This window comes from Martinezella rhizogenes (genome assembly GCF_007002745.1).
Taxonomy (GTDB): domain Bacteria; phylum Pseudomonadota; class Alphaproteobacteria; order Rhizobiales; family Rhizobiaceae; genus Agrobacterium; species Agrobacterium cucumeris.
Genome location: NZ_SGNY01000002.1, coordinates 635,956 through 661,890, shown reverse-complemented (window position 1 = coordinate 661,890; position 25,935 = coordinate 635,956). Strand labels below are relative to the sequence as shown.

The window sequence follows — 25,935 nt, the reverse complement described above, 5'->3', positions numbered from 1 at the left end:
GTTTTTCCCGGTATTTTCAGGCCTGCTCAATCCCCCACAGCTTGCCTTCGCCCACCTCCACTGAATTACCCGCGGGATCGCGGACATAGACCGAATAGCTGTCATTCGGCCAGCGATGGTAATGTTCGACGGGAATTCCAAGCGCTTCGAACCGGTCCTTCCAGCCATCCACTTCCGATTTATCCTTTGCATAAAAGCAGAAATGGCCCTGGCCCGCCGCGCCGTGGCGAGGGATCGGATTGTCGGGATCGGCCCGGCGGGATTGCTGCGGATCGAAGATCAGCAGCATTTGTCGGCCGCATCTGAAAAACACGAATTGGCCGGGCAGTCTGCGCACCACCTCCAGCCCGAACACATCGCGGTAAAAGGTCTCGGCGGCGTCGAGATCATCCACGTAGATTGCGGTTTCCATGATGGCTGCTGGCGGGCGCATGTTTCCTCCGGTATCTACTGGGCGTCCGACACGGCAAGTGGCGGGACGCTTATGTTTTGGCGCTGTAGGTCAGTACGGTCAGATCGTGTTTGCCGACGCCGCGTTCCAGAACCGTCCAGCCGCAATTGACGTAATAGGTCTCGAGATCGCGCTGGCAGCACAGGTAGCTGGTATGGTGGCCGAGTTTGGCTGCCCTTTGCGTGGCGGCCTGCATCAGGGCCCGTGCTACGCCTGAGCGCCGTCGGTCTTCCTCCACCCAGAGAGCGGCAACCCATGGCAGATATTGCGGCCGCTCCTCCAGATCGCAATGGATAAGGAATGCGGAGCCGACATAAGCTTCACCGTCATGGGCAACGAAACCGGTGGGCAGGGCGTGCGGGTTGGTCATGTCCTTCAGGTGCTCGGCGACATCATCGACCTTGAGGCCGCTGTCCTGCCACCACGCCGTCCAGACACGGTCGGCGATGACGGGGCCATGGGACTGGCAGTCGCAATAGTCGGAAATAGTGTACAAGACCGTCTCCCGGCCGGCTTTTCTGCCCGCAGGCTGGAGCCGGATCATGCTTTCAAATCAATGCGGCGATTTAAACGGTCGGGAGACGCTTTCGCAACCGGCAAGTTCCGGAAATGGATCAGGACTTCGTTGCCGTCACATGCAGCCAGTCGGTCGGCATCTTGTCGTAACCGCTGCCTTGACGGGATGTGATCCCGACGCTCGTCCAGCCAAATTGAGCGTAGAGATTTTCGAGCCAGGCTTTGGAAGGATAGTTGTAATAACGGCCAAACGTGTCACGGCCTTCCGCCTCTCCGGCCTTGAAACTGGCGTAAAATACACCGCCCGGTTTCAGTGCCCCGTGAATACGGCCGATAATGCCGGCAAGTGCTGCGCGTGGCACATGCAGCAGGCAGGCATTGGCCCAGACGCCGTCATAACGTTCCCTGTCGTCAATATCCTCGAACAGCAATGTCACGACTGGAACCCCAAGCCGGGCTTGCGCCGCCTTGGCGATCTCGGGTGTTCCATCGGTGGGGTGAACGTCGAAACCGGCAGCCAGCATGAATTCGCTGTCCTGCCCGCCGCCGCATCCGAGCTCAAGAATGCTCGCGCCCTCCGGCAGCTGCGCCAGAAATGTCTCCAGATGCGGGCGGTCAGGAGCCTGTCCCCGGGTGGTGTAGGCGTTGGCATTATCGGTGTAAAAACCGATCGTATCCTCGTCTTTGGCGGCCATCATCTCAACTCTGCGACTGGTTCTGGCTCTGCGACTGCTGCACGGTGACAGTCACGTTCAGCGTCTCACCGGCGGGGCCGATGCGCATGCCTGATATCGGCGCGCAATCGCGGTAGCACAGGCCCGACGCGATGCGGACATAACGGTCATCGGGGCAGATATTGTTGGCGGCGTCGAAGCCGACCCACCCAAGCCCCTGAAGATGCACCTCGGCCCAGGCGTGGGTGGCCGTCTGTTCTTCCACTTCTTCCATCATCAGATAACCGGAAACATAACGGGCCGGCAGGCCCATCAGCCGCGCTGCGGAAATCAGGATATGGGCATGGTCCTGGCACACGCCCTTGCCTGCCTCCAGCGCCGTTTCCGCCGTGGTTTCAATATCGGTTGCATCCGGCACATAGTCCACCTTGCGGTGAATATTCTCCATGAGGTCATGCAGGCGGGAGAGTTCAGTGTCACCAGTGCTGACTTTTACCAGCTCACGCACCAGTTTTCCCGGCTTGGTGCGCGGCGTCTCGCGCTGGAAGAGCCAGAGCGGCGCATTGCCAATATGGTGCCCGAACACGCCGGCCCTGTCTTCGGTGGTGACGAGGCCGCTTGCCACAACCTTGACCTTGCGTTGCGGGCCTTCCGTTTCCACTAGCGAAACCCGGTTACCGAAATGGTCGTCATAGGTCACTTCGACGGTGGCGCCATCCACCGAGACATCCCAGTTCTCCACCGTCTGGCAGGGGCCGGTCTGCGGTGTCAGGCGCAGCCGCTGCAACGCATAGGGCGTCGGCTCGTCATAGACATATTCCGTCGTATGGGTGATTTTCAGACGCATAAGCTGTCCCCGTCCACGCGCTTATTGATAAAAGCGGTAGCCTTCCATGATTTCCTGTCCCAGCTGCCCGTTGCGGTTTATGAATCTCTCCAGAAACTCGTGCAGACCTTCATCCATGACGCGGTTGATCGTCGTCTTGCGCAGGCTGTCACGAATGCTTTCGGCCGTCTCATGTGCCTGGTGCCTTTCGCCGTAATCCTCAGCTATGTAATTGAGGTTGCTGGCTATCTTCTCGTAACAATAGGCGAGCGAACGCGGCATGCGGCCATTGAGAATGAGGAAGTCGGCAATATTGGCCGGCTTGTATTCCGCATCATAGACCCAGCCATAGGAACGATGCGCCGAGACCGAGCGCAGGATGGATTCCCATTGTGCGTTGTCGAGCGAGGAACCGACATGCGCCACAGCCGGCAGCAGCACGTAATATTTGACGTCGAGAATGCGGGCGGTGTTGTCGGCCCGTTCGATGAAGGTGCCGATGCGGGAGAAATTATAGAGATCGTTGCGCAGCATCGAGCCGTGGAAAGCGCCGCGAACCAGACCGGCGCGGTGTTTGATGCCGTCGATGGTCTGCGGCATGTCCGCCGGCTTCACCCTGCGCTCGAGGCTGGTCTTCAGCTCGATCCAGAATTCGTTGGTCGCTTCCCATGTCTCGCGCGTCAGCGCGGTGCGCACCATGCGGGCATTGTTGCGGCCCGCCTCGATGCAGGAGAGGACGCTTGACGGGTTGGCTTTGTCGCGCAGGAGATAATCGATCGCATCCGCCGTCGTCACCTTGTCGTGTGTTTCGAGGAACGCCTCGTGGACGCCAGCACTCTGCAACACGCCGTCCCAGTCTTCATCGCCGCTGCCCGAGCGCGTCAGTGAAACGCGCAGACCCGCATCGATCAGCCGGGCGATGTTTTCAGCGCGCTCGATGTACCGGAACATCCAGTAGAGCCCGTTTGCCGTTCTGCCCAGCATGGCTTAGTCCTCCAGTACCCATGTATCCTTGGTGCCGCCGCCCTGGCTGGAATTGACCACCAGCGAGCCCTGCTTGAGCGCGACGCGGGTCAGGCCGCCGGGAATGATCTTCACCTTGTCCGACACCAGCACGTAAGGGCGCAGATCGACATGGCGCGGCGCGATGCCGTTTTTCACCATGATCGGCACGGTGGACAGCGACAGCGTTGGCTGCGCAATATAGTTGGAGGGGCGGGCCTTGAGCTTTTCGGCAAACAGCGCCCGTTCCTTTTTTGTCGCCGTGGGGCCGACCAGCATGCCGTAACCGCCCGAACCGTGGACTTCCTTGACGACCAGTTCGGCAAGATTGTCGAGCACGTATTTCAGGCTGTCCGGCTCCGAACAGCGCCAGGTCGGCACGTTTTCCAGGAGCGGCTTGCGGCCGGTATAAAATTCGACGATCTCAGGCATGTAGGAATAGACGGCCTTGTCGTCGGAGATGCCGGTGCCGGGGGCATTGGCGATGGTGATGTTGCCGGCACGGTAGACATCCATGATGCCGGGCACGCCGAGCGCCGAATCCGGACGGAAGGTCAGCGGATCGAGGAAGTCGTCGTCGACGCGGCGATAGAGAACATCGATTGCCTCATAACCGCGGGTGGTGCGCATCTTGACCTTGCCGTCCATGACACGCAGGTCGGATCCTTCCACCAGCTCCACGCCCATCATGTCGGCGAGGAAGGAATGTTCGTAATAGGCGGAATTATAGATGCCGGGTGTCAGCACCGCGACGCGCGGCTTGCCGGAACAGCCGGGCGGGGCGAGCGAGGCGAGCGATTGCCGCAGCAGATAGGGATAGTCCTCCACCCGCCGCACGCGGTTTTCATGGAAGAGTTCCGGGAACATCTGCATCATCGTCTCGCGGTTTTCCAGCATGTAGCTGACACCGGAGGGCGTGCGGGCATTGTCTTCCAGAACATAAAACTGGTCTTCGCCGGTGCGGACGATGTCTGTGCCGACAATGTGGGTATAGACGCCGCCGGGCGGGGTGAAACCGATCATCTCCGGCAGGAAGGCTTCGTTTTTCTCGATGATTTCGCGTGGGATGCGGCCGGCGCGGATGATTTCCTGCTTGTGGTAGATATCGTCGAGGAAAGCATTGAGGGCGAGAACGCGCTGTTCGATGCCCTGGGCCAGTTTGCGCCACTCACGTCCGGAGATGATGCGCGGGATGATATCGAAGGGGATCAGTTTTTCTGAACTGTCGGCATGGCCATAGACTGCGAAAGTAATGCCGGTTTTTCGAAAGATGTTTTCCGCGTCTTTTGATTTCTGGATCAGGTGCGACCTGTCCTGTCGGCTGTACCACTCGTTATAGTTTTCATATGGGCTTCGCGGCGTTTCGTCCGCATTTATCATTTCGTCAAATGCCAACTTCGATGTCCCCTTTTTTACCATATGAATACAAGGCCAAATGCAATGCAAGAACTATGCGGACCTCCTCATGAAGATTTTTTCTCGCCCTAGAGTTTTAAAAAAGAAGCGTTATTTCGGTTTCAGCCTATAAATGCGGCATCGTCAAAATGGTTGCGCGGCGCGGCAGTGCGGAAGGGCATGATGGTGCTGTGTGCGCCGTGGGCGAATGCACAAAATTTGTTCGTTCGTTTTCGGTTGATGGATTGCGGATGCCGCATAAGAAAAACTGAAAGATGCGATCACGAAAACGCCTTTGACCTTTGGCGGCGATAGCGATACCGCCTTGGCAAACGGCGTGTATGCCGCCACAGGCCTGGTGCCAAGCCGGCCTGCTTTTTCACCGGTGTTCCTTGGCCGAAATATCAATTCGCTGCATGGTCTTGCATCCCCGGCAATGTCCGAGAGGCGGGATTGTGCCGCACAGGGGATGTTCCCATGTCGCTTGACCGTCTGGCTCCGGCCATCTTCGTGTTTCTCTGGTCGACCGGCTGGGTCACGGCCAAATATGCCGTCTATTATACCGGGCCGCTGACCTTCCTCTGTCTGCGTTACCTGCTGGCCGGCCTGATATTATGGGCGATCTGCCGGCTGTCCGCCATTTCCTGGCCGAAGCAGCGCGCCGATGTCCTGCGGGCGATCCTGTCCGGCGTGTTCCTGCACGGCATTTATCTCGGCATGATCTGGTGGGCGATCGGGCAGGGCGTGCCGGCGGCGATCGGCGGCATCATCGCTGGTCTGCAGCCGCTGATGACGGCGGTGGCCGCCCGTTTCATGATTGGCGAGAGAATCTCACCCATGCAACGTGCCGGTTTGCTGCTCGGTTTTGCCGGCATTGCCATCGCCGTGCTGCCGAAGGTCATGGCTACGGGTGCGCTTGGCATGTCCGTGCCGCTTTATGCCGTGGCGGTGAATGTGCTCGGCATGGTGTCGGTGACCTATGGCACGCTCTACCAGAAGAAATATGTCCATGGCGGAAACATCATGGCGGTGGCGACGCTGCAATATGTCGGCGCGCTGCTGGTCACCATTCCCTTTGCGCTTTTACTGGAAGACGGGCATGTGGACTGGAGCCTCGGGCTGGCCGCCACGCTTGGCTGGTCGGTGGGTGCGATTTCCATCGGCGCGGTTGCATTGCTTCTTTATCTCATCCGGCGTGGGCAGGTATCGCGCGCGGCCTCACTGATCTATCTCGTGCCGCCGCTTGCCGCCGTGGAAGCTGCGCTGCTGTTCGGGGAAACGCTGACGCCGGCCATGATTGCCGGTACGGTTCTCGCGGTCACGGGGGTCTATCTCGCCAACCGCCGGCCCACTGCATCGGTTGCAGCGGGTTAATTACTACAACCTCATATTAGGGGTTTGTTAACCATAAAATTATACCTCTCGTTAATCACATGATTTGGCGGGGGTTACATGTCTATTTCACGTCGTGGGGTTCTGTTCGGATTGCCACTGTTTCTGGCCGGCTGCGCAAATACCGGTATCGGTCAGCAAAGGCTTAATTATGCGGCGATGCCGGAAGAGAAATTCCCGCTGCCCGCCATGCATCTCGACAAGGTCAAGCCGGAACTTCGCCGGCAGGAAGTCACCTACGATACCAGCCATCCGGCCGGAACGGTGGTGGTGGATACGCCGGCACGGCGACTCTATTATGTCATGGGCGATGGTCGCGCCATGCGTTACGGCGTCGGTGTTGGCCGGCAGGGTCTTGCGCTGAAGGGCGACGCCTATATCGGCCGCAAATCCGAGTGGCCGTCCTGGACGCCGACAGCAAACATGATGCGCCGCGATCCGCGCAATCTGAAATTCGCCGGTGGCATGGCGGGCGGCCCGAACAATCCGCTCGGTGCCCGCGCGCTTTATCTCTATCGCGGCGGCAACGACACCATGTTCCGCCTGCACGGCACCAACCAGCCGCAATCCATCGGCCACGCCATGTCCAGCGGCTGCATCCGCATGCTCAACCACGATATCATCGATCTTTACAGCCGCGTGCCGGTTGGCTCCAAGGTGGTTGTGCTGCAGGCGTGATGGAGAGGCGGATTTTTCCGCCTTTGCCTCGCCAAAAAATGTCTGTACCCTTGAGTTGAGTTTTTCAGCAGATGGCCAATTTTATGCTGGAAAATCAACCATGTGTAGAATGCCTCCCTTTCTGTATTTAAGGGAGTTCTGCAATATCGGAAACGTGATTTCCGGTGTTCGAGACGTGTATCCATAAAGGCTTGAATGCACTGTATCGAGCGCGGCACCACTTCAACGGGGACACATGAACATGGCAGCTTTCGACAATCTTTCTCGCTATCGACCTTATGCTCTTGCGGCACTGCGCATCATCGCAGCGCTGCTTTTCATCGAACATGGAACGCAGAAGCTGTTCGGCTTTCCGGCATCGCAGATGGAAGGCTCGTTGCCGACCCTGATGCTGGTGGCGGCGCTTCTGGAACTCGTCGGCGGCATTCTCGTGCTGATCGGCCTGTTCACACGACCGGTCGCCTTCATCCTTTCCGGTCAGATGGCCGTCGCCTATTTCATGGCGCACGCGCCCAGCAGCGTTTTCCCGGTCCTGAACGGTGGCGATGCCGCCATCCTGTTCTGCTTCGTCTTCCTCTATCTGGTCTTTGCCGGTCCAGGCGCTTTCTCGGCGGATGAACGCCGGGCCTGATCTGCCCGACCGATCAGCATCGATCCTTTTACCGAAGCCCCGCATGGTCATGCCGTGCGGGGCTTCTTTTTTGGAAAAGCGGTAAAACTTCGGCCGCCACCGAAGCATAGATGCCTGTTTTCGGGTTAAGAACGGTTGATCCTGAACGCTGTTGGAAAGTCGATCCGTGACCACTCAAAATCCCATTGCCCGCGAATTGCTGCTGCTCGCGCTTCTGTCCACGCTATGGGCGGCCTCCTATACGTTCATCAAGATCGGGGTGGAGACGATACCGCCCATCACCTTCATCGCATCGCGGACGCTGATTGCGGGTCTGCTGCTCTACGTCGTGATCCGGTTGCGCGGGCTGCGATTGCCGAAAGATTTTGCCACCTGGCGGCTGTTTTTCATTCAGGCCTGTATCAACAGCGTGTTGCCTTTCACGCTGATTGCCTGGGCGGAGCAGAGCATCGACGCCGGGCTTGCCGTCATTCTCAATGCCACGACGCCGATCTTCACCTTTCTTCTCACCGCGCTGGTTATCAGGCATGAGGCGGTCAGCGGGCGCAAGCTGTTCGGCACCATTGCCGGCATGACGGGCGTGTGTCTCATCATCGGCATGGAGGCGCTGGGTGGTGCGGGCGAGGCGATATGGAGCCAGCTCGCCGTGCTGATGGCGGCGTTTTCCTATGCCTGTGCGGCGATCTTCGGCAAGAACTTCAAGGGGCTTGATCCGATCATGCCGGCTGCTGGCTCGCTGATCTGCGGTGCGGTGCTGCTTTTGCCCGTCAGCCTGGTCGTTGACCGACCGTGGACATTGTCGCCTTCGGCCGCCTCGCTCACTTCGCTTGTGTGTTTGAGCGTCTTTTCAACCGCGCTCGCCTTCATGATCTATTTCCGGCTGATGCAGACGCTCGGCTCGGTCGGCACCACATCGCAGGCCTATCTGCGGGTGCCGGTCGGCGTGGCGATCGGCATGGCATTTCTGGGGGAAGTGCCGACACCTGCCATGTGGGTGGGTCTCGTCTGTGTCATCGCCGGCGTGCTGGCCATGACCCTGCCATCCCGGCGTCGACCGGTTGTGCAAGGCGGGTGAGGGCAAAGAAAAACCCCGCAGGCTGGTGGCTTGCGGGGGGTGATCTGAAGGCGTCTCGGAAGAGAACAACCGCATGGTAGACCGAGCGGGTGCCGCTTGTTTCTTCTCCCCGAGGGGGAGAAGTCCGCGGCAGCGGGATGAGGGGGCGCCGTTGCCGGATTTCGGAGGACTTACCCCTCATCCGACCCTTCGGGCCACCTTCTCCCCGGCGGGGAGAAGAAATGGGCCGCGAGCGTCCTCAATCCACGCGAAGCAACTTAACGGTTGCGGCCGCGATGGCCGTTGCCGGAAGCGCGCTTTTCCTGGCCGTTGCCGCCAGCAGGTGCGTGGCGGTTGGCGCCGCTGCCGCCGGGCTTGCGGGCCGGACGGCGGTGCTTGCGGGGGCCGGCCGGACGACCTGCGTCGCCTTCAGCCTGCTTCACACGCTTGAAGTCGGACGTGACTTCCAGATCATTGTCCGCATCGCGCGGCGCATGGTTGCGGGATGGGCGAGATTCGCCATTGTGACGTCCACCTTCGCGCGGGCCGCGCTGCTGGCCACCATTGTTGTTGTTGCGGCCGCCACGGTTGTTGTTGGGGCGCGTCGGGCTGGCGAGACCGGCCGGACGTTCACCTGATGCGACCGGGATATCGATCTTCATCAGCTTTTCGATGTCGTGCAGCAGGCGGGTTTCGTCCGGTGCGCAGAAAGCGATGGCGATGCCGTCGCGACCGGCGCGGGCGGTACGGCCGATGCGGTGAACGTAGGCATCAGGCACTTCCGGCAGGTCGTAGTTGAAGACGTGGGTTACGGCCGGGATATCGATGCCGCGGGCGGCGACGTCGGTTGCGACCAGAACCTTGATGTCACCATCTTTGAAGCCCTTCAGTGCCCGCTCGCGCTGGCCCTGGCTCTTGTTGCCGTGGATGGAGGCGACCTTGAAACCGATATGTTCCAGATGCTTGTAAAGCTTTTCCGCGCCGTGCTTGGTGCGCAGGAAAACGATCGAGCGACCGTCCGGGTTCTCGTTCAGCGACTTCTTCAGGAGATCGGTCTTGTCGTTCTTGCCGGCGACGAAATGCACGTACTGCTCGACCTTGTCGGCAGCCTTGCCCGGAGGCGTGACCTCGACCTTGATCGGGTCGGTCAGGAAGTTGCTGGCAAGCTCGGAAATCGCCTTCGGCATGGTCGCCGAAAAGAGCAGCGTCTGGCGCTTGGGCGGAACCATGCGGGAAATCTTGCGCAGATCGTGGATGAAGCCGAGATCGAGCATCTGGTCGGCTTCGTCGAGAACGAGATACGTCACCTTGGAGAGCGAGATGGCGTTGCGGGCGATGAGGTCCAGCAGGCGGCCGGGCGTGGCGACGAGGATGTCGGTGCCTTTTTCGAGCTGCAGCTGCTGCTTGTTGATCGACGCGCCGCCGACAACCTGGTTGATGCGCAGCGGCGTCTTCTTCACGAAGGAGCGCAGGTTTTCGCCGATCTGGTTCACCAGTTCGCGGGTCGGTGCAAGGATCAGCGTGCGGGTGGTGCGGTTTGCCGGACGGTCGGCCTGCTTCATCAGCATTTCGATGATCGGCAGGCCGAAGGCTGCGGTCTTGCCGGTGCCGGTCTGTGCGAGGCCGATGAGGTCACGGCCTTCGAGCAGCAGCGGAATGGCTTTTGCCTGAATGGGGGTCGGGGTTGTGTAGCCAAGCTGGGTAACGCTGGCCACAATCTTTTCGGAGAGGCCGAGTTCGCTAAAACTGGTCAATATATTGCCTTTCGGGGCGCCAAAACAAACTCAGCCGGAGCAGGGCTGCTGTCCGGTGGTTTCGGCGTCAAGAACCCCGCGTGAATTGGGAACTTGTGGGTTGGAATAACTTTCTGCGCATCAGTGCGGCAAATGCCGTCTTCTGTATTCGTTGCGCTTTTCCTTCATGCGGGCCAGATTTCTCTTGGAACAAGTCGTTCTGGACATACGCTGCAGCTCACGCGGCTGCCGAAGGTGAAAGCTTGACCGGCATGTGGGCGTTTTGCGCGTTAAAGTCAAGCGATAGTTTTATAACGCGGCTGTCCCGCGACGCATGGCAGCCATGCGCAAGGTCGGCCGGTTATGGTCGGAATGGCGCATCGGAGCGAATATTTATGGTTAAAAAAGGGTAGCAGTGCCGCACGGTACATAGCAAACGGCGATTTTATCACATAACGTTTTTACGACGATATCCGGAAATATTTGATTCGACAGAAATGGAACTGCACGGTGTGGAGTATCGATTGACCGAAGGCAGCGGGTTGCTGGAAAAAGCTTACAGGGCCGTCGCCGCCCTGGACTTGCCCGCGTGCATCAAGGACAGCGAGCTGCGCTATCTCATGGTCAACGCCGCCTATGGCCGGATCATGGGGCGTCCACCCGCGTCGTTTCAGGGGCAAACGAGCTTTTCCCTCTCCGCCGATATTCGCGATGCCGAACGGGAAGACAGGGAGCGCCGCTCGCTGGTTTTCGCCACGGATGAGCTGATCGCCTGTCATGGTGCGGCGTCTTCCGGGCCATATACGCTTCGTTGCGAACGTTTTATCGGCGATGACGGCAATCTTTTCCTGTTTGAAGCATTCGAGGAAATGCCGGCGGTTGCCATTGAGGGCTTCTCCAGCGGCGATAACGCCTCCGAGTTGCTGTTCGGCAGTGGGGTGATTGATCTCATCGATGCCGGTATCGTTATCTATGACGAAGAAAACCGGCTGATTTATTGCAACGCCCGCTTCCTGGAATTCTACAGTGCCTTCGGTGTTGCGCTGAAGCCGGGCATGCGGCTCGAAGCGCTGATGGAAGCGGTCTATTTTTCAAGCGGTTACAGCCGCGCGAAAGAGGATGATCAGGCTTTTGAAAGCTGGAAGCAGGAGCAGCTGCGGGATTTTTCCCTGCCCTACCTGGAAAGAGTGGAGCAGTTTGCCGATGGCCGCTGGGTGCGCATGGTCAACAAGCGGCTGGAAAACGGCATGCTGGTGGGGCTGCGCATCGACGTGACCGAGTTCAAGGCGCATGAGACCCTGCTCAGCACGCAGATCCGCGAGACCTGGCTGCTGCGCGCCGCGCTTGAGCAATTGCCGGTGGCGGTCTTTTTGCGGGATCATGACAGGCGGCTGACCTTTGCCAATGCGGCCTATGAGAAATTCGTCGGAGGCGATCTCGCCCATTTTATCGGCAAGACCGAAAACGAGATGTTTCCGGCGACCGGCGAGCAGTCCCGGCTTGAAAACGAGCGGCTGCTTGAAACGGGCGAGGCAATCGAGAAGGCGGAAACCCTGCCGCTGCCGGATGGCAGCTCCGTTCCCGTCATTACCCGCCTCGGCCGGGTGGCGACGCCTGACGACGAATATTATCTGGTCGGCTCGGTTACCGATGTCAGCCTGTTGCAGGACCGTGAAAATGCACTGATTGCGGCGCAGGCACAGGCCGAAGCGCTGCACCGCCAGCTGGAGATGATTCTTCATGCCCTGCCGGTGGGCGTGCTGCTCATCAACGCCGATCTCGTCATCGAATATGTCAATCCGTTCTTTTACGAGGTCTGGGGCGAAATTGGTGGCGAGAAATCGCTGGTCGGCAAAAGCTATCGCGAATTCATGGAATTGAATTTCGAAAGCGGCCTTTACGACTACGGCGACATGTCCTTCGCTGATCTTTATAGTCAGCGAACGGCGCGGCTTCTCAGCAAGGAGGCCTCTGCGCCGCGCGAAGTGCGCAGCAAAAGCGGCAAGGTTACCGTCATCTCGAAAACCCGCCTCGATGGCGGGAAAATCCTCAGCACCTATGCCGACGTGACCGATGTGCGCATGCGCGATGCAGAGATCATGAAGGCCAAGGCCGAGCTGGAGCGCGTCGGCGAATATATGCAGGGCGCCACGCGCGCCATGGCGCAGGGCCTGGTGCTGGTCGAGCAGGGCACGATCATCATGTCCAACGAAGCGATGGCGCGGATGTTCGACGTGCCGCCGCATCTGCTGGAAAAAGGCCGCAACTGGTCGGGCTTCTTTGCCCATTGTGCCAAGCGCGGAGATTTCGGCACCGCCGAGGAGGCGGCGGCAACGCTTGCCGCCTGGAAAGACAACATTGCCGCCAACCAGCCGTTTTCCTGGCTCATCCATGTGGCCGGCAAAACCTGGCTCAATCTGGAAGCCACCAACAGTTCCGGCAATTACTGGCTCGTCATCGTCACCGATGTGACCGAGATGAAGCTGCGTGAAGAGGAATTGCAGCGGCTACTTTCGCGGGCGGAAGCGGCGGATCGCGCCAAATCGGAATTCCTGGCCAATATGAGCCATGAAATCCGCACGCCGATGAACGGTGTGCTCGGCATGGCGGAGCTTCTGGCCAAGTCCAATCTGGACACGCGCCAGAAGACTTTCACCGATATCATCGTCAAGTCAGGCAATGCGCTTCTGACGATCATCAACGACATTCTCGATTTTTCCAAGATCGAGGCCGGACAGATGAAGCTGCGCAGCGTGCCTTTCGATCCGGCCGAAGCGGTGGAGGATGTGGTTTCGCTTCTCTCCTCGGCGGCGCTGGAAAAGGACATCGAACTGGTTGTCCGGATCGACCCGTCGGTTTTCGGCAAGGTCATGGGCGATGCCGGGCGGTTCCGCCAGATCGTCACCAACCTCGTCGGCAACGCCGTGAAATTCACCGAAACGGGGCATGTGCTGATCGAGCTTGCCGCGCAATCGGCCGAGGCGTCGGAAACCATGCTCTCGCTGCGCGTTGAAGACAGCGGCATCGGCATTCCGCCTGACAAGCTCGAGACGATCTTCGACAAGTTCAGCCAGGTGGATGGTTCGGCGACGCGCCGGCACGAGGGAACAGGGCTTGGACTGGCGATCACGGTCGGCCTTGTCGGTCTTTTCGACGGTTCGATCAATGTCGTGAGCGAGGTCGGCAAGGGATCGACCTTCGAGGTCAATATCCCGTTTCAGGTCACCGAAAGGCGGCGTGACGTTCCGCTTATGTCCGTGGCGATCGACGATATCCGGGTGCTGGTCATCGACGACAACGACGTCAATCGCCGTATATTGACCGAGCAGCTGAAGACTTGGGGCATTGATGGCCATGCGGTGGAGGACGGCCCGTCCGGCATCGCCGTGCTGCAGGAGGCCGTGTCGCTCGGCTTTGCCATCGACGCCATCATCCTCGATTATCATATGCCTGTCATGAACGGCCTGGATGTGGTCGAGCGTATTCGCGCGGACCAACGTTTCGATGAGATTGCCATCGTGTTTCTGACCTCCATGGATGTGGTGGGTGACGAGACGCTGTTTACCGATCTCAACGTACAGGCGCATCTGATGAAACCGGCGCGGGCGCGGCTCTTGCGCTCCACCCTGTTCGATGTGGTGCGCGACGTGCGGCTGAAACGCGCCCGCCTGCAGCCGCTGGCACTGGATGCAGGCGGCGGGCCGGTGCGCACGGAAAGGCGTCTGGCTGAAAATAAACAGCGCATTCCGCCAGCGACCCCGGCTGTTTCCGAACGCCGCCGGCCGAGCCTGATCGACGTGCTGGTGGCCGAGGACAATGACGTCAACCAGATTGTCTTCACCCAGATTTTGCAGCAGGCGGGTTTGCGTTTCCTGATCGTCGGCAACGGCAAGAAGGCGGTTCAGGCGTGGGAAGAAAACAATCCCGCCATCATCCTCATGGATGTCTCGATGCCTGTCATTAACGGCCATCAGGCAACGCTTGCCATCCGCGCCGCCGAACAGGCGGCGGCGGACGGCCGGCATGTGCCGATCATCGGTGTTACCGCCCATACCCAGGACGGTGACCGGGAGCTTTGCCTGCAGGCGGGCATGGATGATTATCTGTCGAAGCCGATCAGTCCTGAAATCCTCGAGGACAAGATCGCGCAATGGCTGGGGGATGCCATGCCCCGGCGTGACGCGCCGGGCGTCTGATCATCCGGCGCGGCGAGGGTTTTCGGAATTGCCTCAGGCGGGCCGTTTGGTGCCGCAGAGCATTTCCCGCTTTCCGGCAAAGCCCTTGCGCCGTTCCAGGTCAAAACCCGCGGCGATGAGGTTGCGGCGAACGAAACCGGCGGCGGCATAGGAGGCGAATGTGCCCTCCGACGCCGTTTTGGCAAAGAGCGCCTGCATGATTTCCAGCGACCACATGTCCGGATTGCGCGCCGGCGCGAAGCCGTCCAGAAACCACGCGTCGAAACTCTCGTTGCTGCTGGAGATTCCGGCAAAGGCCTCGCCGCAGACCACCGTCAGGCGCGTCTCGTCATCCAGTGCGATGTCGACCCTGCCTTGCGGCTCTTCCGGCCAGAGGGCGACAAGCGCCTTGCGCTCAGTATCGATCTCCGGCCAGCGGGAAAGCGCCCGGTCGATCTCGTCCGCCTTCATCGGGTAAAGCTCGAAGGAGATGAAATGCAGCGTGGAGCGGCCGTTGCGCATCTCTTTCCACTGGCGCCATGTCTCGCAGAGATTAAGGCCGGTGCCGAAGCCCAGCTCACCGATACGGAAAACGCCCTCCCGTTCAAGCCAACGCTCCGGCAGGCCGTTTCCGGACAGGAAGACATGGCCGCATTCCAGCCTGCCATCCGTCTGGCAATAAAAATGATCGTCAAAGGCCAGCGAATAGGGCATATCCCCGTCACGCCAGTCGAGTGCGGTACGGGTTTCTCCGGTTGCGGAACCGGTCTCTGTGCCAGCCTCTGGGATAAAGTCGTTGGAATTTTTCATGGCTAATGCCGATAGTCCTGCTTTCGAACAGGGTCAATCTCCAAGATTGCCGGGCTCCGTGCCGCTCCTCATCGTTGGTGGCGGCATTATGGGGCTATGGGCCGCCGTCAAGGCGGAACGGCTCGGAATAGACACCCTGCTGGTGGAGGCGGAGCAACTCGGTAGCGGAGCAAGCGGCGGTCTGCTTGGTGCATTGATGCCGCATATGCCGGACCGATGGTCGGACAAGAAGCAGTTCCAGTTCGATGCCCTTGTGGCGCTGGAAACGGAAATTGCCGGGCTGGAGGCCGTGACCGGGCTTTCGGCCGGTTATCGCCGTTGCGGCCGGATCATTCCTTTGCCGAGACCACATCTGCGGGGCATCGCGGAGCGGCACGAACGGGATGCCGGGGAAAACTGGGTGTCGGGTGAGCGCCGGTTCCACTGGCATGTCGGCGACGGGCCTTCGGTGGCAGACTGGGTGGATGATGCGGCAGGGCAGGCCGGCTTTGTGCTGGACACGCTGGCGGCGAGGGTTTCTCCGCGCGCGATGATCGCCCTTCTCTCGGCTTTTCTCCGCAAGGCCCGACATGTGCGGGTGGTGGAACGGTGCTCGGTGGTTTCGCTCGACCCGCAAGCTGGGCGAGCGATGTTATCTTCGGGAGATGAGGTTGCCTTCGGCCATGTTGTCGTCGCCAACGGGCATGGTTCTTTTCCCCTGCTTCGTGACGCGATGGGTCTGGAGGCCGGTGTTGCGCTTGGGCAGGCGGTGAAAGGGCAGGCGGCGCTTCTTGACGCGGCGGCCGACCCGGCCATGCCGGTCGTCTTCCTCAACGGTCTTTACATCGTGCCGCATGAGGATGGCACCGTCGCCATCGGCAGTACCAGCGAAGATTGTTTTTCTGAGCCTTTCAGCACCGACGAAAAGCTGGAAAAGCTGCTTGCAGAAGCATGTAGCGTGGTACCATCGCTTGCCCGCGCACCGGTTCTGGAACGGTGGGCCGGCCTGCGGCCGAAGGCGGTCGGCAGAGACCCGATGGTGGGGTCGGTTGCCGGTTATCCGAAGCTTGTCGCGCTTTCGGGTGGCTTCAAGGTCAGCTTCGGTCTTGCCCATTTTCTTGCCGCTGCGGCCTTGCAAACCGTGTGCGGGGAGACAGCTGACGTACCCGCCGGGTTTCGCCTTCAACAACACGTGAATATTGCCGTCACGGACTTTAGAAAGTGCTGATCAGGCCGTCCACGTCGTTAATCTGTCACGCAAATCACCTATTTGCTGGCCTGCAACGAGGCCGGTTTGGCCGCTTTTGCGGCGAGGTGACAGCGCATGCGATACGCCATTCATTTCACGCCTACCCCCAATGACCCCCTGACGCAGGCAGCCGCCGCGTGGTTGGGGCGCGATGCCTATTCCGGTCAGGCAGTGGAGCCGCCGGGCATGATCGATCTCGGCATGCAGGAGATTTCATATCACACGGCGCTGCCGCGCCGTTACGGTTTCCATGGCACGATCAAGGCGCCTTTCCGGCTTGCCGAGGGCCACTCCGAGGCCGCGCTGTTGCGCGACCTGATGTATTTTTCCGGCAAGCAGGACCCTTTCACGCTTCCACAACTCGTGGTGGCAAGGCATGGGAATGTCTTCAGCCTCGTTCCCGAGCGCCCCTGCGAAGTGCTGCATTTTTTTGCCGCCCGCGTGGTGCAGGAATTCGACCGTTACCGCGCGCCGCTGTCCGAGGCGGAAATCGAGCGGGCGGATCCGGACCGGCTTTCAGCCTCGCAGCTCACCAACCTGCACCGCTGGGGCAGCCCGCACGTGATGGATGAGTTCCGGTTCCAGATGTCGCTGACGGGCGGTGTTGAGCCTGCCAGCAGCCAGCGAGTCGAGCGCGCCGTGCGCAAGGTTTTCGAGCCGCTGCTGACCCGGGAACTGCAATTTTCAAGCCTTGCGCTTTTCATCGAGGATGAACCGGGTGCGCCCTTCCGGGTGCATTCGCTGCATCCCATGGGCCGCGTTTCCGCCCGCAAGATTGCCTGAGAAACGGCTGCCCATAATCGTATACAAAAATGCATCGGAATGTCGGCAAAATTGATCTCGACATTCCGGATGCGGATGATACCGTTCGGCATCGCATATCCGAAGTTTGCGCCGTTTACCCATTCCGGGCCGGTGCACTTTGGAGATTTGTTTATGTCTCCCGAAGTCGGTTTCCGCCTGGGGAGAGATGTCTTGGGTGGCTGAATGATTTCCGACAATTACTCCCGCAATCTGGTGGGCTATGGCCGTAACGTTCCCGATCCGAAATGGCCGGGCGGCGCGCGCATCGCCGTGCAATTCGTCATCAATTACGAGGAGGGTGGCGAAAGCTGCATTCTCGACAATGACAAGGCCTCGGAATCGCTGCTGTCGGAAATCGTTGGCGCCCAGCCCTGGCCGGGCCAACGCAACCTGAATATGGAATCGATCTACGAATATGGTTCGCGCGCCGGCTTCTGGCGGCTGTGGCGCATGTTCACAAGTCTTGGTGTCACCACCACCGTTTATGGCGTGACCGCCGCCATGGCCCGCAATCCGGAAGCCGTCGCGGCCATGAAGGAAGCCGGCTGGGAAATTGCCAGCCACGGTTATCGCTGGCTGGAATATAAGGATTTCTCCGAAGAGGAAGAGCGCAAACATATAACCGAAGCGGTGCGCCTGCATAAGGAGGTGACCGGTGAACGGCCTTACGGCATGTATCAGGGCAAGCCTTCGGACAATACGCTGCGCCTCGTCATGGAAGAGGGCGGTTTTCTCTATTCGTCCGATTCCTATGCCGACGATCTGCCCTATTGGGTGAAGGGCGCGAAAGAAGAGCCTTTCCTGATCATTCCTTATACGCTTGACACCAACGACATGCGTTTCGCCACGCCGCAGGGTTTCAACTCCGGTGACCAGTTCTTTGCCTATCTGAAAGATGCTTTCGACGTGCTTTATCAGGAAGGCGCTGAAGGCGCGCCGAAGATGATGAGCGTCGGTCTGCATTGCCGCCTTGTCGGCCGTCCCGGTCGCGCCGCGGCTTTGCGTCGTTTCATCGAATATGTGCTTAGCCATGACAAGGTGTGGATCCCGCAGCGGATCGAAATCGCCCGGCACTGGCATGAACATCACAAGCCGGTGGCTCCGTGATGTCGGCGCGGCAGGAATTTGTCGCCCGGTTCGGTGGCGTGTTTGAACATTCGCCCTTCATCGCCGAGCGGGCCTATGATGCCGGTGTGGATGAGGGGGATTTGACGGCGAAGGTGGTTCACGCCGCACTCACCGCGCAGTTTCGTGGCGCTTCCGAGGCTGAAAGGCTCGGCGTGTTGCGGGCGCATCCCGATCTTGCCGGCAAGCTGGCGATTGCGGGCGAGCTGACGGCCGATAGCCTGAGCGAACAGGCAGGTGCGGGGCTCGATCGGCTTTCGCCGGCGGAACATGCGCGTTTTACCGAGCTGAACAGCGCCTATACCCAGAAATTCGGCTTTCCCTTCATCATCGCAGTCAAGGGGCTGAACAGGCACGATATTCTTTCCGCCTTCGAGACCCGTATCGGCAATGATGCGGCGCAAGAGTCCGCGACCGCGACGGCGCAGGTGGAAAAGATCGCCTGGCTGCGCCTTTCCGCGATGCTGCCGGAGGGCTGAATTGGCGAGCGGTGGCCGTTCTGCTAGGATCGTGCTGTCTGGAGATGAGATCATGAGACCCTCCGAGGTACTGGAAAACAACAGGGAAGCCATCCGCGAAGCGACGAAGCGCTTCAACGCGGCAAACCCCCGCGTGTTCGGCTCCGTTGCCCGCGGTGAGGACCGGCCGGACAGCGATCTCGATATTCTGGTGGATGCATTGCCGGGCACGACACTGTTTGATCTCGGCGGTTTACTGGAGGAACTGAAGGCGCTGCTTGGTGTCGAGGTCGACGTCGTCACCTCAGGCGGTCTGCATTCGGATATAAAGGCGCGCGTGCTGAAGGAAGCCAAAGCGGTATGAGTACGGATCGGCTTCTGCTCTATCTGAAGGATATGGATGTCGCCGCGTCCAGAATACGGGATTTCATTCAGGACATGGATGAGGCCGCTTTTTCCTCCGACACGCGTACGCAGATGGCGGTCATGATGGGGCTTGCCCTCATTGGCGAGGCGGTTGCCAAACTCGACAAGCACTACCCCGCGTTTTTACAGCAGCACCCGGAAATCCCCTGGATAAAGATGAAGGGTATGCGCAATCTGATCGTGCATGATTATTTCCGGGCGGAGCTCTCGGTTGTCTGGAAAACGATAACGCAGAGCATTCCGGATTTACAGGCGCGTCTCTCCCTCCTCAGAAACTGGCATGCCCAAGGTGAATGACATTTGACCGATTTTCTCGACATAAAACCCCTTACCAAAGAGGCATTCGCATCCTTCGGCGATGTGATCGAAATCACGCCTTCTTCCATGCGGCACATCAATGGCGGCCAGACCGAGCGGCATCATGCGCTTGCCGCACCCGAGGCGGCGGGCGAGGGCGCGCGCATCATCCTCAACATCTTCCGGGGGCAGCCGCGGGTATTCCCGCACAAGATCGAAATGATGGAGCGGCATCCGTTCGGCAGCCAGAGTTTTTCGCCGCTTTCCGGCAGGCCTTTCCTCGTCGTCGTTGCGGAAGATGACGGAGGCCGTCCGGCCCGGCCGCAGGTGTTTCTGGCACGCGGGGACCAGGGTGTGAATTACCGCCGCAATGTCTGGCATTATCCGCTGATGCCGTTACAGGCGGTTTCTGATTTTCTGGTTGCCGACCGCGAAGGGCCGGGCAACAATCTGGAAGAGCATTTTTTCGATGAGCCCTTCATGATCGCGGAGCCCAACCCATGACCGGTCTGACCACCCATGTTCTCGACGCCGCCCATGGTACGCCGGCTGAGGGACTGACGATCGAGCTTTACCGGCTCTCCGGCGATCGCCGCGAGAAGCTGAAGACGGTGACGACCAATAGTGACGGCCGTGTGGATGGCGGGCCGCTGCTGGTCGGCGAGAGTTTCAAGGCTGGCGAATATGAGCTGGTTTTCCATGCCGGTGATTATCTGCGCGGCAGGGGCGTTGTGCTGCCCGAACCGGCCTTTCTCGACATTATCCCGATCCGCTTCGGCATTGCCGATGAGAGCGGCCACTACCACGTGCCGCTTCTGCTTTCGCCCTATAGCTATTCCACCTATCGAGGAAGCTGATTGCCATGATCTTTGCCGCCATTGCCGATATTCACGGAAACTGCGCTGCGCTTGAAGCCGTGCTTGAGGATATCGCCAGGCTTGGCATCAAGGATATCGTCAATCTCGGTGATTGTTTCAGCGGGCCGCTGGAGGCGGGTTTCACCGGTGATGTGCTGGTGAGCAACTGGATCCCCAGCATTCGTGGCAATCACGACCGGGAACTGATCGAGCGTACTCCAGAGGATATGGGCAGCTGGGAAAGGCCGGCCCATGCGCAGATGACTGCCGCGCATCTGGACTGGCTGCAAACCCTGCCCTTCAGCATGGTATTCAAGGACGTTGCCTATTGCTGCCACGGCTCGCCGCTCGGCGATCTCGACTATTGGCTGGAAACGCTGTCGCCGGAAGGTGTGCTGAAACTGCGGCCGCTCGCCGAAATCGAGGCGAGGGCGGAAGGCATAACCCAGCCGTTGATGCTGTGCGGCCATACCCATATTCCCCGCGCGGTGCAGCTTTCCGATGGCCGGCTGATCGTCAATCCCGGCAGCGTCGGCTGCCCCGGCTGGAAGGACGATACGCCCTTCGAACATCACGTCGAGGCCGGTCATCCGCTCGCCAGCTATGCGGTTCTGGAAGAAACCGGGCGTGGCTGGCAGGTCTATTTGCGGAATATCCGCTACGACAATCTGGCCATGGCCGAGATGGCGCGAGTCAACGGCATTCCGTATCTGGCCGATGCTCTGGAGAATGGCTGGCTCAAGCGGTAAAACTTACCCCTCGCTGTTCATCACCACGCAGGCGTAGGACTGCGCCTTCAGTTCCTTGCAGGCGGAAACCGCCGAAGACTGGTCTTCGAAGCCGGTAAAGCGGGCGCGGTAGAGCGTTGCTGAGCCGCTTTGCACCGCTTCGGTATAGGGGGCGATCCCGGCATAGCTGCCGATGTTGGAGCGGGCGTTGGCGAGCAGCGAGCGGGCGGCGGCTTCGCTATCGGCAGCGGCGATCTGCACTTCCCAGCGGCTTCTCTGGCCCGTGGGCTGGCCAATCGCAGCAGCGGGGGAGGGTTTCGGAATGGCGGAGACCTGGATCATGTCGGCCATCTGGTTGTTGGCCGTGGCGATCTGCGTGGCAACGGGGTCGGAGCGGCGTTCGGCAAACATCGGCAATGGTACCGATGCGGTCGGGACGGCTGCGGGCGGCACATCGAAGGTGCGGCTGACATTGGCGCTGGCGACGAGCTGTTCGGTGTTGCGGCTTCTCGATGCCTGCGGCACGGCCTTGTCGAGAAGGGCTGCCATCTGCGCATCGCGGCTGCGCGCGGTCTTGCCGCCTAGCACGACGCCGACGACGCGGCGGCCATTGTCATTGATGGCGCTGACGAGGTTGAAACCGGAGGCATTGGTATAACCGGTCTTGATGCCATCCATGCCCCGATAACGATACATCAGATTATTGTGGCCACGGATGCGTTTTCCCCGGAAGCTGAAGGATTCCATGGCGAAGAGGTCATATTCCTTGGGGAAGTCGCGCTGCAGCGCAAGGCCGAGCTTCGCCATGTCACGCGCCGTCGTCACCTGCGATTTGCTGGGCAGGCCGGAAGCGTTGCGGAACACCGTTTTCGACATGCCGAGCTGGCGGGCCTTGCGGGTCATCATCTCGGCAAACCTTGCCTCGGAGCCGCCGAGGTGATCGCCCATGCCCTCTGCCATGTCGTTGGCGGATTTGACGATCATGCCATAAACCGCTTCGCGCACGGTGAAGGTCTGGCCCTGGCGCACATAAAGCTTGGAGGGGATGACGGCTGCACCATTCTTGGACATCTTTATCTTCTGGTCCCAGCGAATGCGGCCGGCATGCAGCGCCTCGAAGGTCATGTAAAGCGTCATCATCTTGGTGAGCGAAGCGGGGTGGTTCAGCACATCGGCATTGCGGGACGCCAGAACCTTGCCGGTATTGGCATCCATGATGAAATGGGCGTAGCCGGCCTGCGCCGGCGATGCCTGCAATGAGAGGAACGCGCAAAAGAAGGCGAGCGCGAAGACCCATGTTCCCGCCATTCCCCGTTTGACCGTTCCCGACATAATCCGCCCCTTTTGTTTGACCGCCGCTGTTGATTTCAAGTTTTACTGACACTTTCCGGCAACAAAACCGCTAAAACTTTAGAGATCGCTTTCATGCTTAATTAAGTATGAATTTCAACCCGTCTGCTGCCCTCACAATTTCCTTGAAAAGAAACCTACCATCCGGTATGTTTTGAAGCATGACAAATGCTCACGAACGAAAGAAACAGCCCGAGATCGTGCGTCGCAGCCTCCTTGACTGCGCGGCGAAACTTGCTGCTGATCAGGGTGTTGCGGCACTTTCCATACAGGCGGTGGCCGATGCGGCCGGGGTGACGAAGGGTGGGCTGTTCCACCATTTTCCCTCCAAGCAGGCCTTGCTGGAGGCCGTCATGGCTGACCTTCTTTCGGCGCTGGACGCGGAAATCGATGCGCTCATCTCACAGGATTGTGAAGCTTATGGATGCTTCACGCGGGCCTATGTGAAGGCGGTTTTCGATGATCGTGACCGGGATTCGGGCAGGCAATGGGCGGCAATCTCGGTTTCCATGGTCGGTGAGCCGTCGCTTCGGCGCATGTGGACCAGCTGGGTCGAAGGACGTCTTGCCCGTCATAAAGATACGGATGACGGGGTGGTACTGGAGATGGTGCGACTTGCGGCTGACGGCATCTGGTTTGCCGATCTTCTGGCCGATGATGGCAGGGCAGGTGGCGACAGGGCGGCTCTCAAGGCCCGGATGATCGCCCAGACGACAAAGGAAACGGAACGATGAACGCGGCACTTTTCACCTATGGGGCGCTTGTCGCGGCCATTATCTGCGAGGTCATCGCGACCTCATTCCTGCAGCAGTCGCAGCAATTCACAAGGTGGCTGCCGACGGTGCTGATGGCGGTATTTTACGGCGCGGCCTTTTACCTTCTGTCGTTCACGCTGCGCGTCATACCTGTCGGAGTTGCCTATGCGATCTGGAGCGGGCTCGGCATCGTGCTGATCTCGGGCATCGGTTATTTCGTGTTCCGCCAGACGCTGGATATTGCCGCCATTATCGGTCTCGGTTTCATTATCACCGGCGTGGTGATCGTGAATGTGTTTTCGAAGACCGTGGGGCACTAGGTTCTCTTGTCCTCATTCTTGTTCCCCGGAACAAGCCCGAGGATGTCACAGGAATCCAGCCGGCGCGCGTCGGCGCGACAGAAAGAGTCCTTTCAGCTCAAGGACTTGGGCTGGCTGGATCCCTGTGACAGGCACAGGGATGAGGGAGGCAGCGTAGGGCGGGACTTTATGGCGCATCGGCTCTGAGGCCCTGCCCATCTACTCGACGTCAGCATCAAGCCAGAATACTGCGATCCACATCCGTGATCAGCCTTTTGCCGCAAAGCGCCATGCTGACATCCATCTCCTTGCGGATGATTTCGAGCGCCGTCGTCACGCCCTGCTTGCCATCAGCGCCGAGGCCGTAGAGGAAGGGGCGGCCGATATAGGTGCCTTTGGCTCCGAGTGCCAAGGCCTTCAGCACGTCCTGACCGGAGCGGATGCCGCCATCCATGTGCACCTCAACCCTGTCGCCGACGGCATCGACGATTTTCGGCAGCATGGCGATGGAGGAATGGGCGCCATCGAGCTGGCGGCCGCCATGGTTGGAGACGATGATGGCGTCGGCGCCGGTATCGAGCGACGCGCGCGCATCTTCCTCGTCAAGAATGCCCTTGAGGATGAGCTTTCCGCCCCAGCGTTCCTTGATCCATTCCACGTCTTTCCAGGACAACCGCGGATCGAACTGTTCCGCCGTCCAGGAGGAGAGCGACGAGAGGTCGGAAACGTTCTTGGCGTGGCCGACGATGTTACCGAAGCTGCGGCGCTTGGTGCGCGCCATGTCCAGGCACCATTTGGGCCGGGTGGCCATCTGCCAGATATGTTTCGGGGTGAATTTCGGCGGGGCCGAGAGGCCGTTGCGCAGATCCTTGTGGCGCTGGCCGAGGATTTGCAGGTCGAGCGTCAACACCAGCGCCGAGCATCCGGCGGCCTTGGCGCGGTCGATCAGATTATTGACGAAATCCCGGTCCTTCATCACGTAGAGCTGGAACCAGAAGGGTTTCGAGGTGACGGAAGCGACATCCTCGATGGAGCAGATGCTCATGGTCGAGAGCGTGAAGGGCACGCCGAATTCCTCCGCCGCTTTTGCGGCCAGCATTTCGCCATCGGCGTGCTGCATGCCGGTGAGCCCGGTGGGGGAGAGCGCGACCGGCATCGAAACCTTCTCGCCAACCATTTCTGTGGCCAGCGACCGGTCAGTCATATCCACCAGCACGCGCTGGCGCAGCTTTATCTTGGCAAAATCATCCTCATTGGCGCGGTAGGTGCTTTCCGTCCACGCGCCGCTATCGGCATAGTCGAAAAACATTTTCGGCACACGGCGCTGAGCCTGTTGCTTCAGGTCCGTTATGGTCAGGATTTTGCCCATGGATAAAGCCTTCACATTTGAATGATGGCTTCACATAACATGAATGTGGCGGTCACGACATCAAAATCGACGGATTTCCATCACCAGAATGCCCGCAAAAACAGCTCGGCTCCCAGTATGAGCAGGCAGATGAGAAACCAGCGCCGGAATGTTGCCGGGCTGACGACATAACGGATTTTCTGGCCAAGCCACATTCCGGCAAGGGCCGGCAGCACGGCCAGCGCGGAAAGCGACAGATGCTCGACGTGAAAGGCATTCTGGGAGGCAAGGCCGGTAGCGAGCGCGATGGTGGAGACGGTGAAAGAAAGGCCGAGCGCCTGCACGAGATCATCCCGGCTGAAACCGAGCGACTGGATATAGGGCACGGCTGGCACGACGAAAATTCCGGTGCCGCCGGTCAACAGGCCGGTTGCGAGCCCCATGACCGGGGAGAGTTTCGGTTCCAGCCCGGCCGGAATCGAGATGGGTCTGGCAAGCAGGCTATAGGCCGCGTAAGCCGCAAGGCACAGGCCGAGCGCCGAGGTGGTCCAGACGCCGGTGCCTGATGTCATCAGCCGGATGCCGATGAGGGTGCCCAGCGCAATGGCGATCATCATCGGCCACAGCCGCTTCACGATGGCCCGGAAATCCGGCCCGGCCAACAATTGCCAGATATTGGTGATGAAGGAGGGCAAAATGAGCAGGCCGGCGGCGATGACCGGCGGCATGAAGAGGCCGAGCACGCCCATGGCAACGGTGGGCAGTCCCATGCCGGTCACGCCCTTGACGATGCCTGCGATGATGAAGGTCGCGAGAACCATGAGCATGGTGGTTGTGTCTAGATTCAGCACGGGGTGCTCCGGAGGGTTTTCACGTTTTGGCCAAGATGGCGTCAGGAAATCATGTGGAGCGAGCGGGTGCCA

Annotated in this window: 27 protein-coding genes; 16 read left to right on the top strand and 11 right to left on the bottom strand. The window is 59.8% G+C overall.

From position 1 onward, the window contains the following. Positions 1-16 precede the first annotated feature (16 nt). The 6 genes from EXN68_RS08845 to EXN68_RS08820 all read right to left on the bottom strand — a co-directional run bounded on the left by EXN68_RS08845 (position 17) and on the right by EXN68_RS08820 (position 4,864). Positions 17-433 (bottom strand): VOC family protein, encoded by a 417-nt coding sequence (locus EXN68_RS08845; RefSeq protein ID WP_142840466.1) that lies wholly within the window; start codon positions 431-433, stop codon positions 17-19. A gap of 49 nt (positions 434-482) precedes the next feature. After that, positions 483-947, bottom strand: a complete 465-nt coding sequence (locus EXN68_RS08840) for a GNAT family N-acetyltransferase (RefSeq protein WP_161991254.1) — start codon at positions 945-947, stop codon at positions 483-485. A 118-nt stretch (positions 948-1,065) separates the two neighbouring features. Continuing rightward, positions 1,066-1,662 (bottom strand): class I SAM-dependent methyltransferase, encoded by a 597-nt coding sequence (locus EXN68_RS08835; RefSeq protein ID WP_142840695.1) that lies wholly within the window; start codon positions 1,660-1,662, stop codon positions 1,066-1,068. 4 nt (positions 1,663-1,666) lie between these two features. After that, complete coding sequence (locus tag EXN68_RS08830; RefSeq protein ID WP_142840464.1) at positions 1,667-2,488, bottom strand: transglutaminase family protein; 822 nt, start codon at positions 2,486-2,488, stop codon at positions 1,667-1,669. A gap of 21 nt (positions 2,489-2,509) precedes the next feature. After that, positions 2,510-3,451, bottom strand: a complete 942-nt coding sequence (locus tag EXN68_RS08825) for an alpha-E domain-containing protein (RefSeq protein WP_142840463.1) — start codon at positions 3,449-3,451, stop codon at positions 2,510-2,512. Positions 3,452-3,454: 3 nt separating this feature from the next. Continuing rightward, positions 3,455-4,864: a circularly permuted type 2 ATP-grasp protein gene (locus EXN68_RS08820; RefSeq protein WP_161991253.1), complete on the bottom strand. Its 1,410-nt coding sequence runs from the start codon at positions 4,862-4,864 to the stop codon at positions 3,455-3,457. Positions 4,865-5,341: 477 nt separating this feature from the next. On the opposite strand from EXN68_RS08820, the gene EXN68_RS08815 reads away from it, so the two are divergent. From EXN68_RS08815 to EXN68_RS08800, 4 genes are all read left to right on the top strand, one after another. Beyond that, positions 5,342-6,238 (top strand): DMT family transporter, encoded by an 897-nt coding sequence (locus EXN68_RS08815; RefSeq protein WP_142840462.1) that lies wholly within the window; start codon positions 5,342-5,344, stop codon positions 6,236-6,238. Between the two features lie 78 nt (positions 6,239-6,316). Continuing rightward, positions 6,317-6,934, top strand: coding sequence for a L,D-transpeptidase (locus EXN68_RS08810; RefSeq protein WP_142840461.1), 618 nt, complete (start codon positions 6,317-6,319; stop codon positions 6,932-6,934). A gap of 241 nt (positions 6,935-7,175) precedes the next feature. Further along, positions 7,176-7,565 (top strand): DoxX family protein, encoded by a 390-nt coding sequence (locus EXN68_RS08805; RefSeq protein WP_161991252.1) that lies wholly within the window; start codon positions 7,176-7,178, stop codon positions 7,563-7,565. Positions 7,566-7,731: 166 nt separating this feature from the next. Then, entirely contained in the window at positions 7,732-8,640 is a 909-nt protein-coding gene (locus EXN68_RS08800; protein WP_142840459.1) for a DMT family transporter, read from the top strand. A gap of 257 nt (positions 8,641-8,897) precedes the next feature. Here EXN68_RS08800 and EXN68_RS08795 read toward each other — a convergent pair whose 3' ends face one another. Further along, on the bottom strand, positions 8,898-10,373 hold the full coding sequence (locus EXN68_RS08795) for a DEAD/DEAH box helicase (RefSeq protein ID WP_142840458.1): 1,476 nt from the start codon (positions 10,371-10,373) through the stop codon (positions 8,898-8,900). Between the two features lie 476 nt (positions 10,374-10,849). Between EXN68_RS08795 and EXN68_RS08790 the strand changes: the two genes are divergently transcribed. Continuing rightward, positions 10,850-14,548 (top strand): PAS-domain containing protein, encoded by a 3,699-nt coding sequence (locus tag EXN68_RS08790; RefSeq protein ID WP_142840457.1) that lies wholly within the window; start codon positions 10,850-10,852, stop codon positions 14,546-14,548. A gap of 33 nt (positions 14,549-14,581) precedes the next feature. Here EXN68_RS08790 and mnmC2 read toward each other — a convergent pair whose 3' ends face one another. Beyond that, entirely contained in the window at positions 14,582-15,337 is a 756-nt protein-coding gene (mnmC2, locus tag EXN68_RS08785; protein WP_142840456.1) for a tRNA (5-methylaminomethyl-2-thiouridine)(34)-methyltransferase MnmC2, read from the bottom strand. Between mnmC2 and EXN68_RS08780 the strand changes: the two genes are divergently transcribed. From EXN68_RS08780 to EXN68_RS08740, 9 genes are all read left to right on the top strand, one after another. Beyond that, complete coding sequence (locus EXN68_RS08780; protein ID WP_142840455.1) at positions 15,336-16,544, top strand: NAD(P)/FAD-dependent oxidoreductase; 1,209 nt, start codon at positions 15,336-15,338, stop codon at positions 16,542-16,544. The two genes, mnmC2 and EXN68_RS08780, sit on opposite strands and share 2 nt — an antisense overlap. Before the next feature lie 96 nt (positions 16,545-16,640). Next, the gene (locus EXN68_RS08775; protein ID WP_142840454.1) at positions 16,641-17,348 is read left to right on the top strand and encodes a DUF1045 domain-containing protein; all 708 of its coding nucleotides are present in this window, start codon (positions 16,641-16,643) and stop codon (positions 17,346-17,348) included. Between the two features lie 204 nt (positions 17,349-17,552). After that, positions 17,553-18,476, top strand: a complete 924-nt coding sequence (puuE, locus tag EXN68_RS08770; RefSeq protein WP_142840453.1) for an allantoinase PuuE — start codon at positions 17,553-17,555, stop codon at positions 18,474-18,476. Then, positions 18,476-18,973: a 2-oxo-4-hydroxy-4-carboxy-5-ureidoimidazoline decarboxylase gene (gene uraD / locus EXN68_RS08765; protein ID WP_142840452.1), complete on the top strand. Its 498-nt coding sequence runs from the start codon at positions 18,476-18,478 to the stop codon at positions 18,971-18,973. Before puuE ends, uraD begins: the two co-directional genes overlap by 1 nt. Before the next feature lie 52 nt (positions 18,974-19,025). Next, complete coding sequence (locus EXN68_RS08760; RefSeq protein ID WP_142840451.1) at positions 19,026-19,316, top strand: nucleotidyltransferase family protein; 291 nt, start codon at positions 19,026-19,028, stop codon at positions 19,314-19,316. Next, positions 19,313-19,675 carry a HepT-like ribonuclease domain-containing protein gene (locus tag EXN68_RS08755; RefSeq protein ID WP_142840450.1) on the top strand — a complete coding sequence of 121 codons (363 nt, stop codon included), beginning with the start codon at positions 19,313-19,315 and terminating at the stop codon, positions 19,673-19,675. The genes EXN68_RS08760 and EXN68_RS08755 overlap by 4 nt, the downstream gene beginning before the upstream one ends. Positions 19,676-19,678: 3 nt before the next feature. Beyond that, on the top strand, positions 19,679-20,179 hold the full coding sequence (locus tag EXN68_RS08750; protein WP_142840449.1) for an ureidoglycolate lyase: 501 nt from the start codon (positions 19,679-19,681) through the stop codon (positions 20,177-20,179). Continuing rightward, on the top strand, positions 20,176-20,532 hold the full coding sequence (uraH, locus tag EXN68_RS08745; protein ID WP_142840448.1) for a hydroxyisourate hydrolase: 357 nt from the start codon (positions 20,176-20,178) through the stop codon (positions 20,530-20,532). Before EXN68_RS08750 ends, uraH begins: the two co-directional genes overlap by 4 nt. A 5-nt stretch (positions 20,533-20,537) precedes the next feature. Next, positions 20,538-21,281: a metallophosphoesterase family protein gene (locus tag EXN68_RS08740; RefSeq protein ID WP_142840447.1), complete on the top strand. Its 744-nt coding sequence runs from the start codon at positions 20,538-20,540 to the stop codon at positions 21,279-21,281. Between the two features lie 3 nt (positions 21,282-21,284). On the opposite strand, the gene EXN68_RS08735 is transcribed toward EXN68_RS08740, so the two are convergent. Beyond that, entirely contained in the window at positions 21,285-22,568 is a 1,284-nt protein-coding gene (locus EXN68_RS08735) for a D-alanyl-D-alanine carboxypeptidase (RefSeq protein ID WP_161991281.1), read from the bottom strand. A gap of 203 nt (positions 22,569-22,771) precedes the next feature. On the opposite strand from EXN68_RS08735, the gene EXN68_RS08730 reads away from it, so the two are divergent. Next, entirely contained in the window at positions 22,772-23,344 is a 573-nt protein-coding gene (locus EXN68_RS08730; RefSeq protein ID WP_142840445.1) for a TetR/AcrR family transcriptional regulator, read from the top strand. Continuing rightward, on the top strand, positions 23,341-23,685 hold the full coding sequence (locus EXN68_RS08725; RefSeq protein WP_142840444.1) for a DMT family transporter: 345 nt from the start codon (positions 23,341-23,343) through the stop codon (positions 23,683-23,685). The genes EXN68_RS08730 and EXN68_RS08725 overlap by 4 nt, the downstream gene beginning before the upstream one ends. A gap of 214 nt (positions 23,686-23,899) precedes the next feature. Here the strand turns inward: EXN68_RS08725 and EXN68_RS08715 are convergent, their stop codons facing one another. Both EXN68_RS08715 and EXN68_RS08710 read right to left on the bottom strand, forming a co-directional pair. After that, positions 23,900-25,033, bottom strand: a complete 1,134-nt coding sequence (locus EXN68_RS08715) for an alpha-hydroxy acid oxidase (protein WP_161991251.1) — start codon at positions 25,031-25,033, stop codon at positions 23,900-23,902. A gap of 80 nt (positions 25,034-25,113) precedes the next feature. Continuing rightward, on the bottom strand, positions 25,114-25,833 hold the full coding sequence (locus EXN68_RS08710; RefSeq protein ID WP_142840693.1) for a sulfite exporter TauE/SafE family protein: 720 nt from the start codon (positions 25,831-25,833) through the stop codon (positions 25,114-25,116). Positions 25,834-25,935 lie beyond the last annotated feature (102 nt).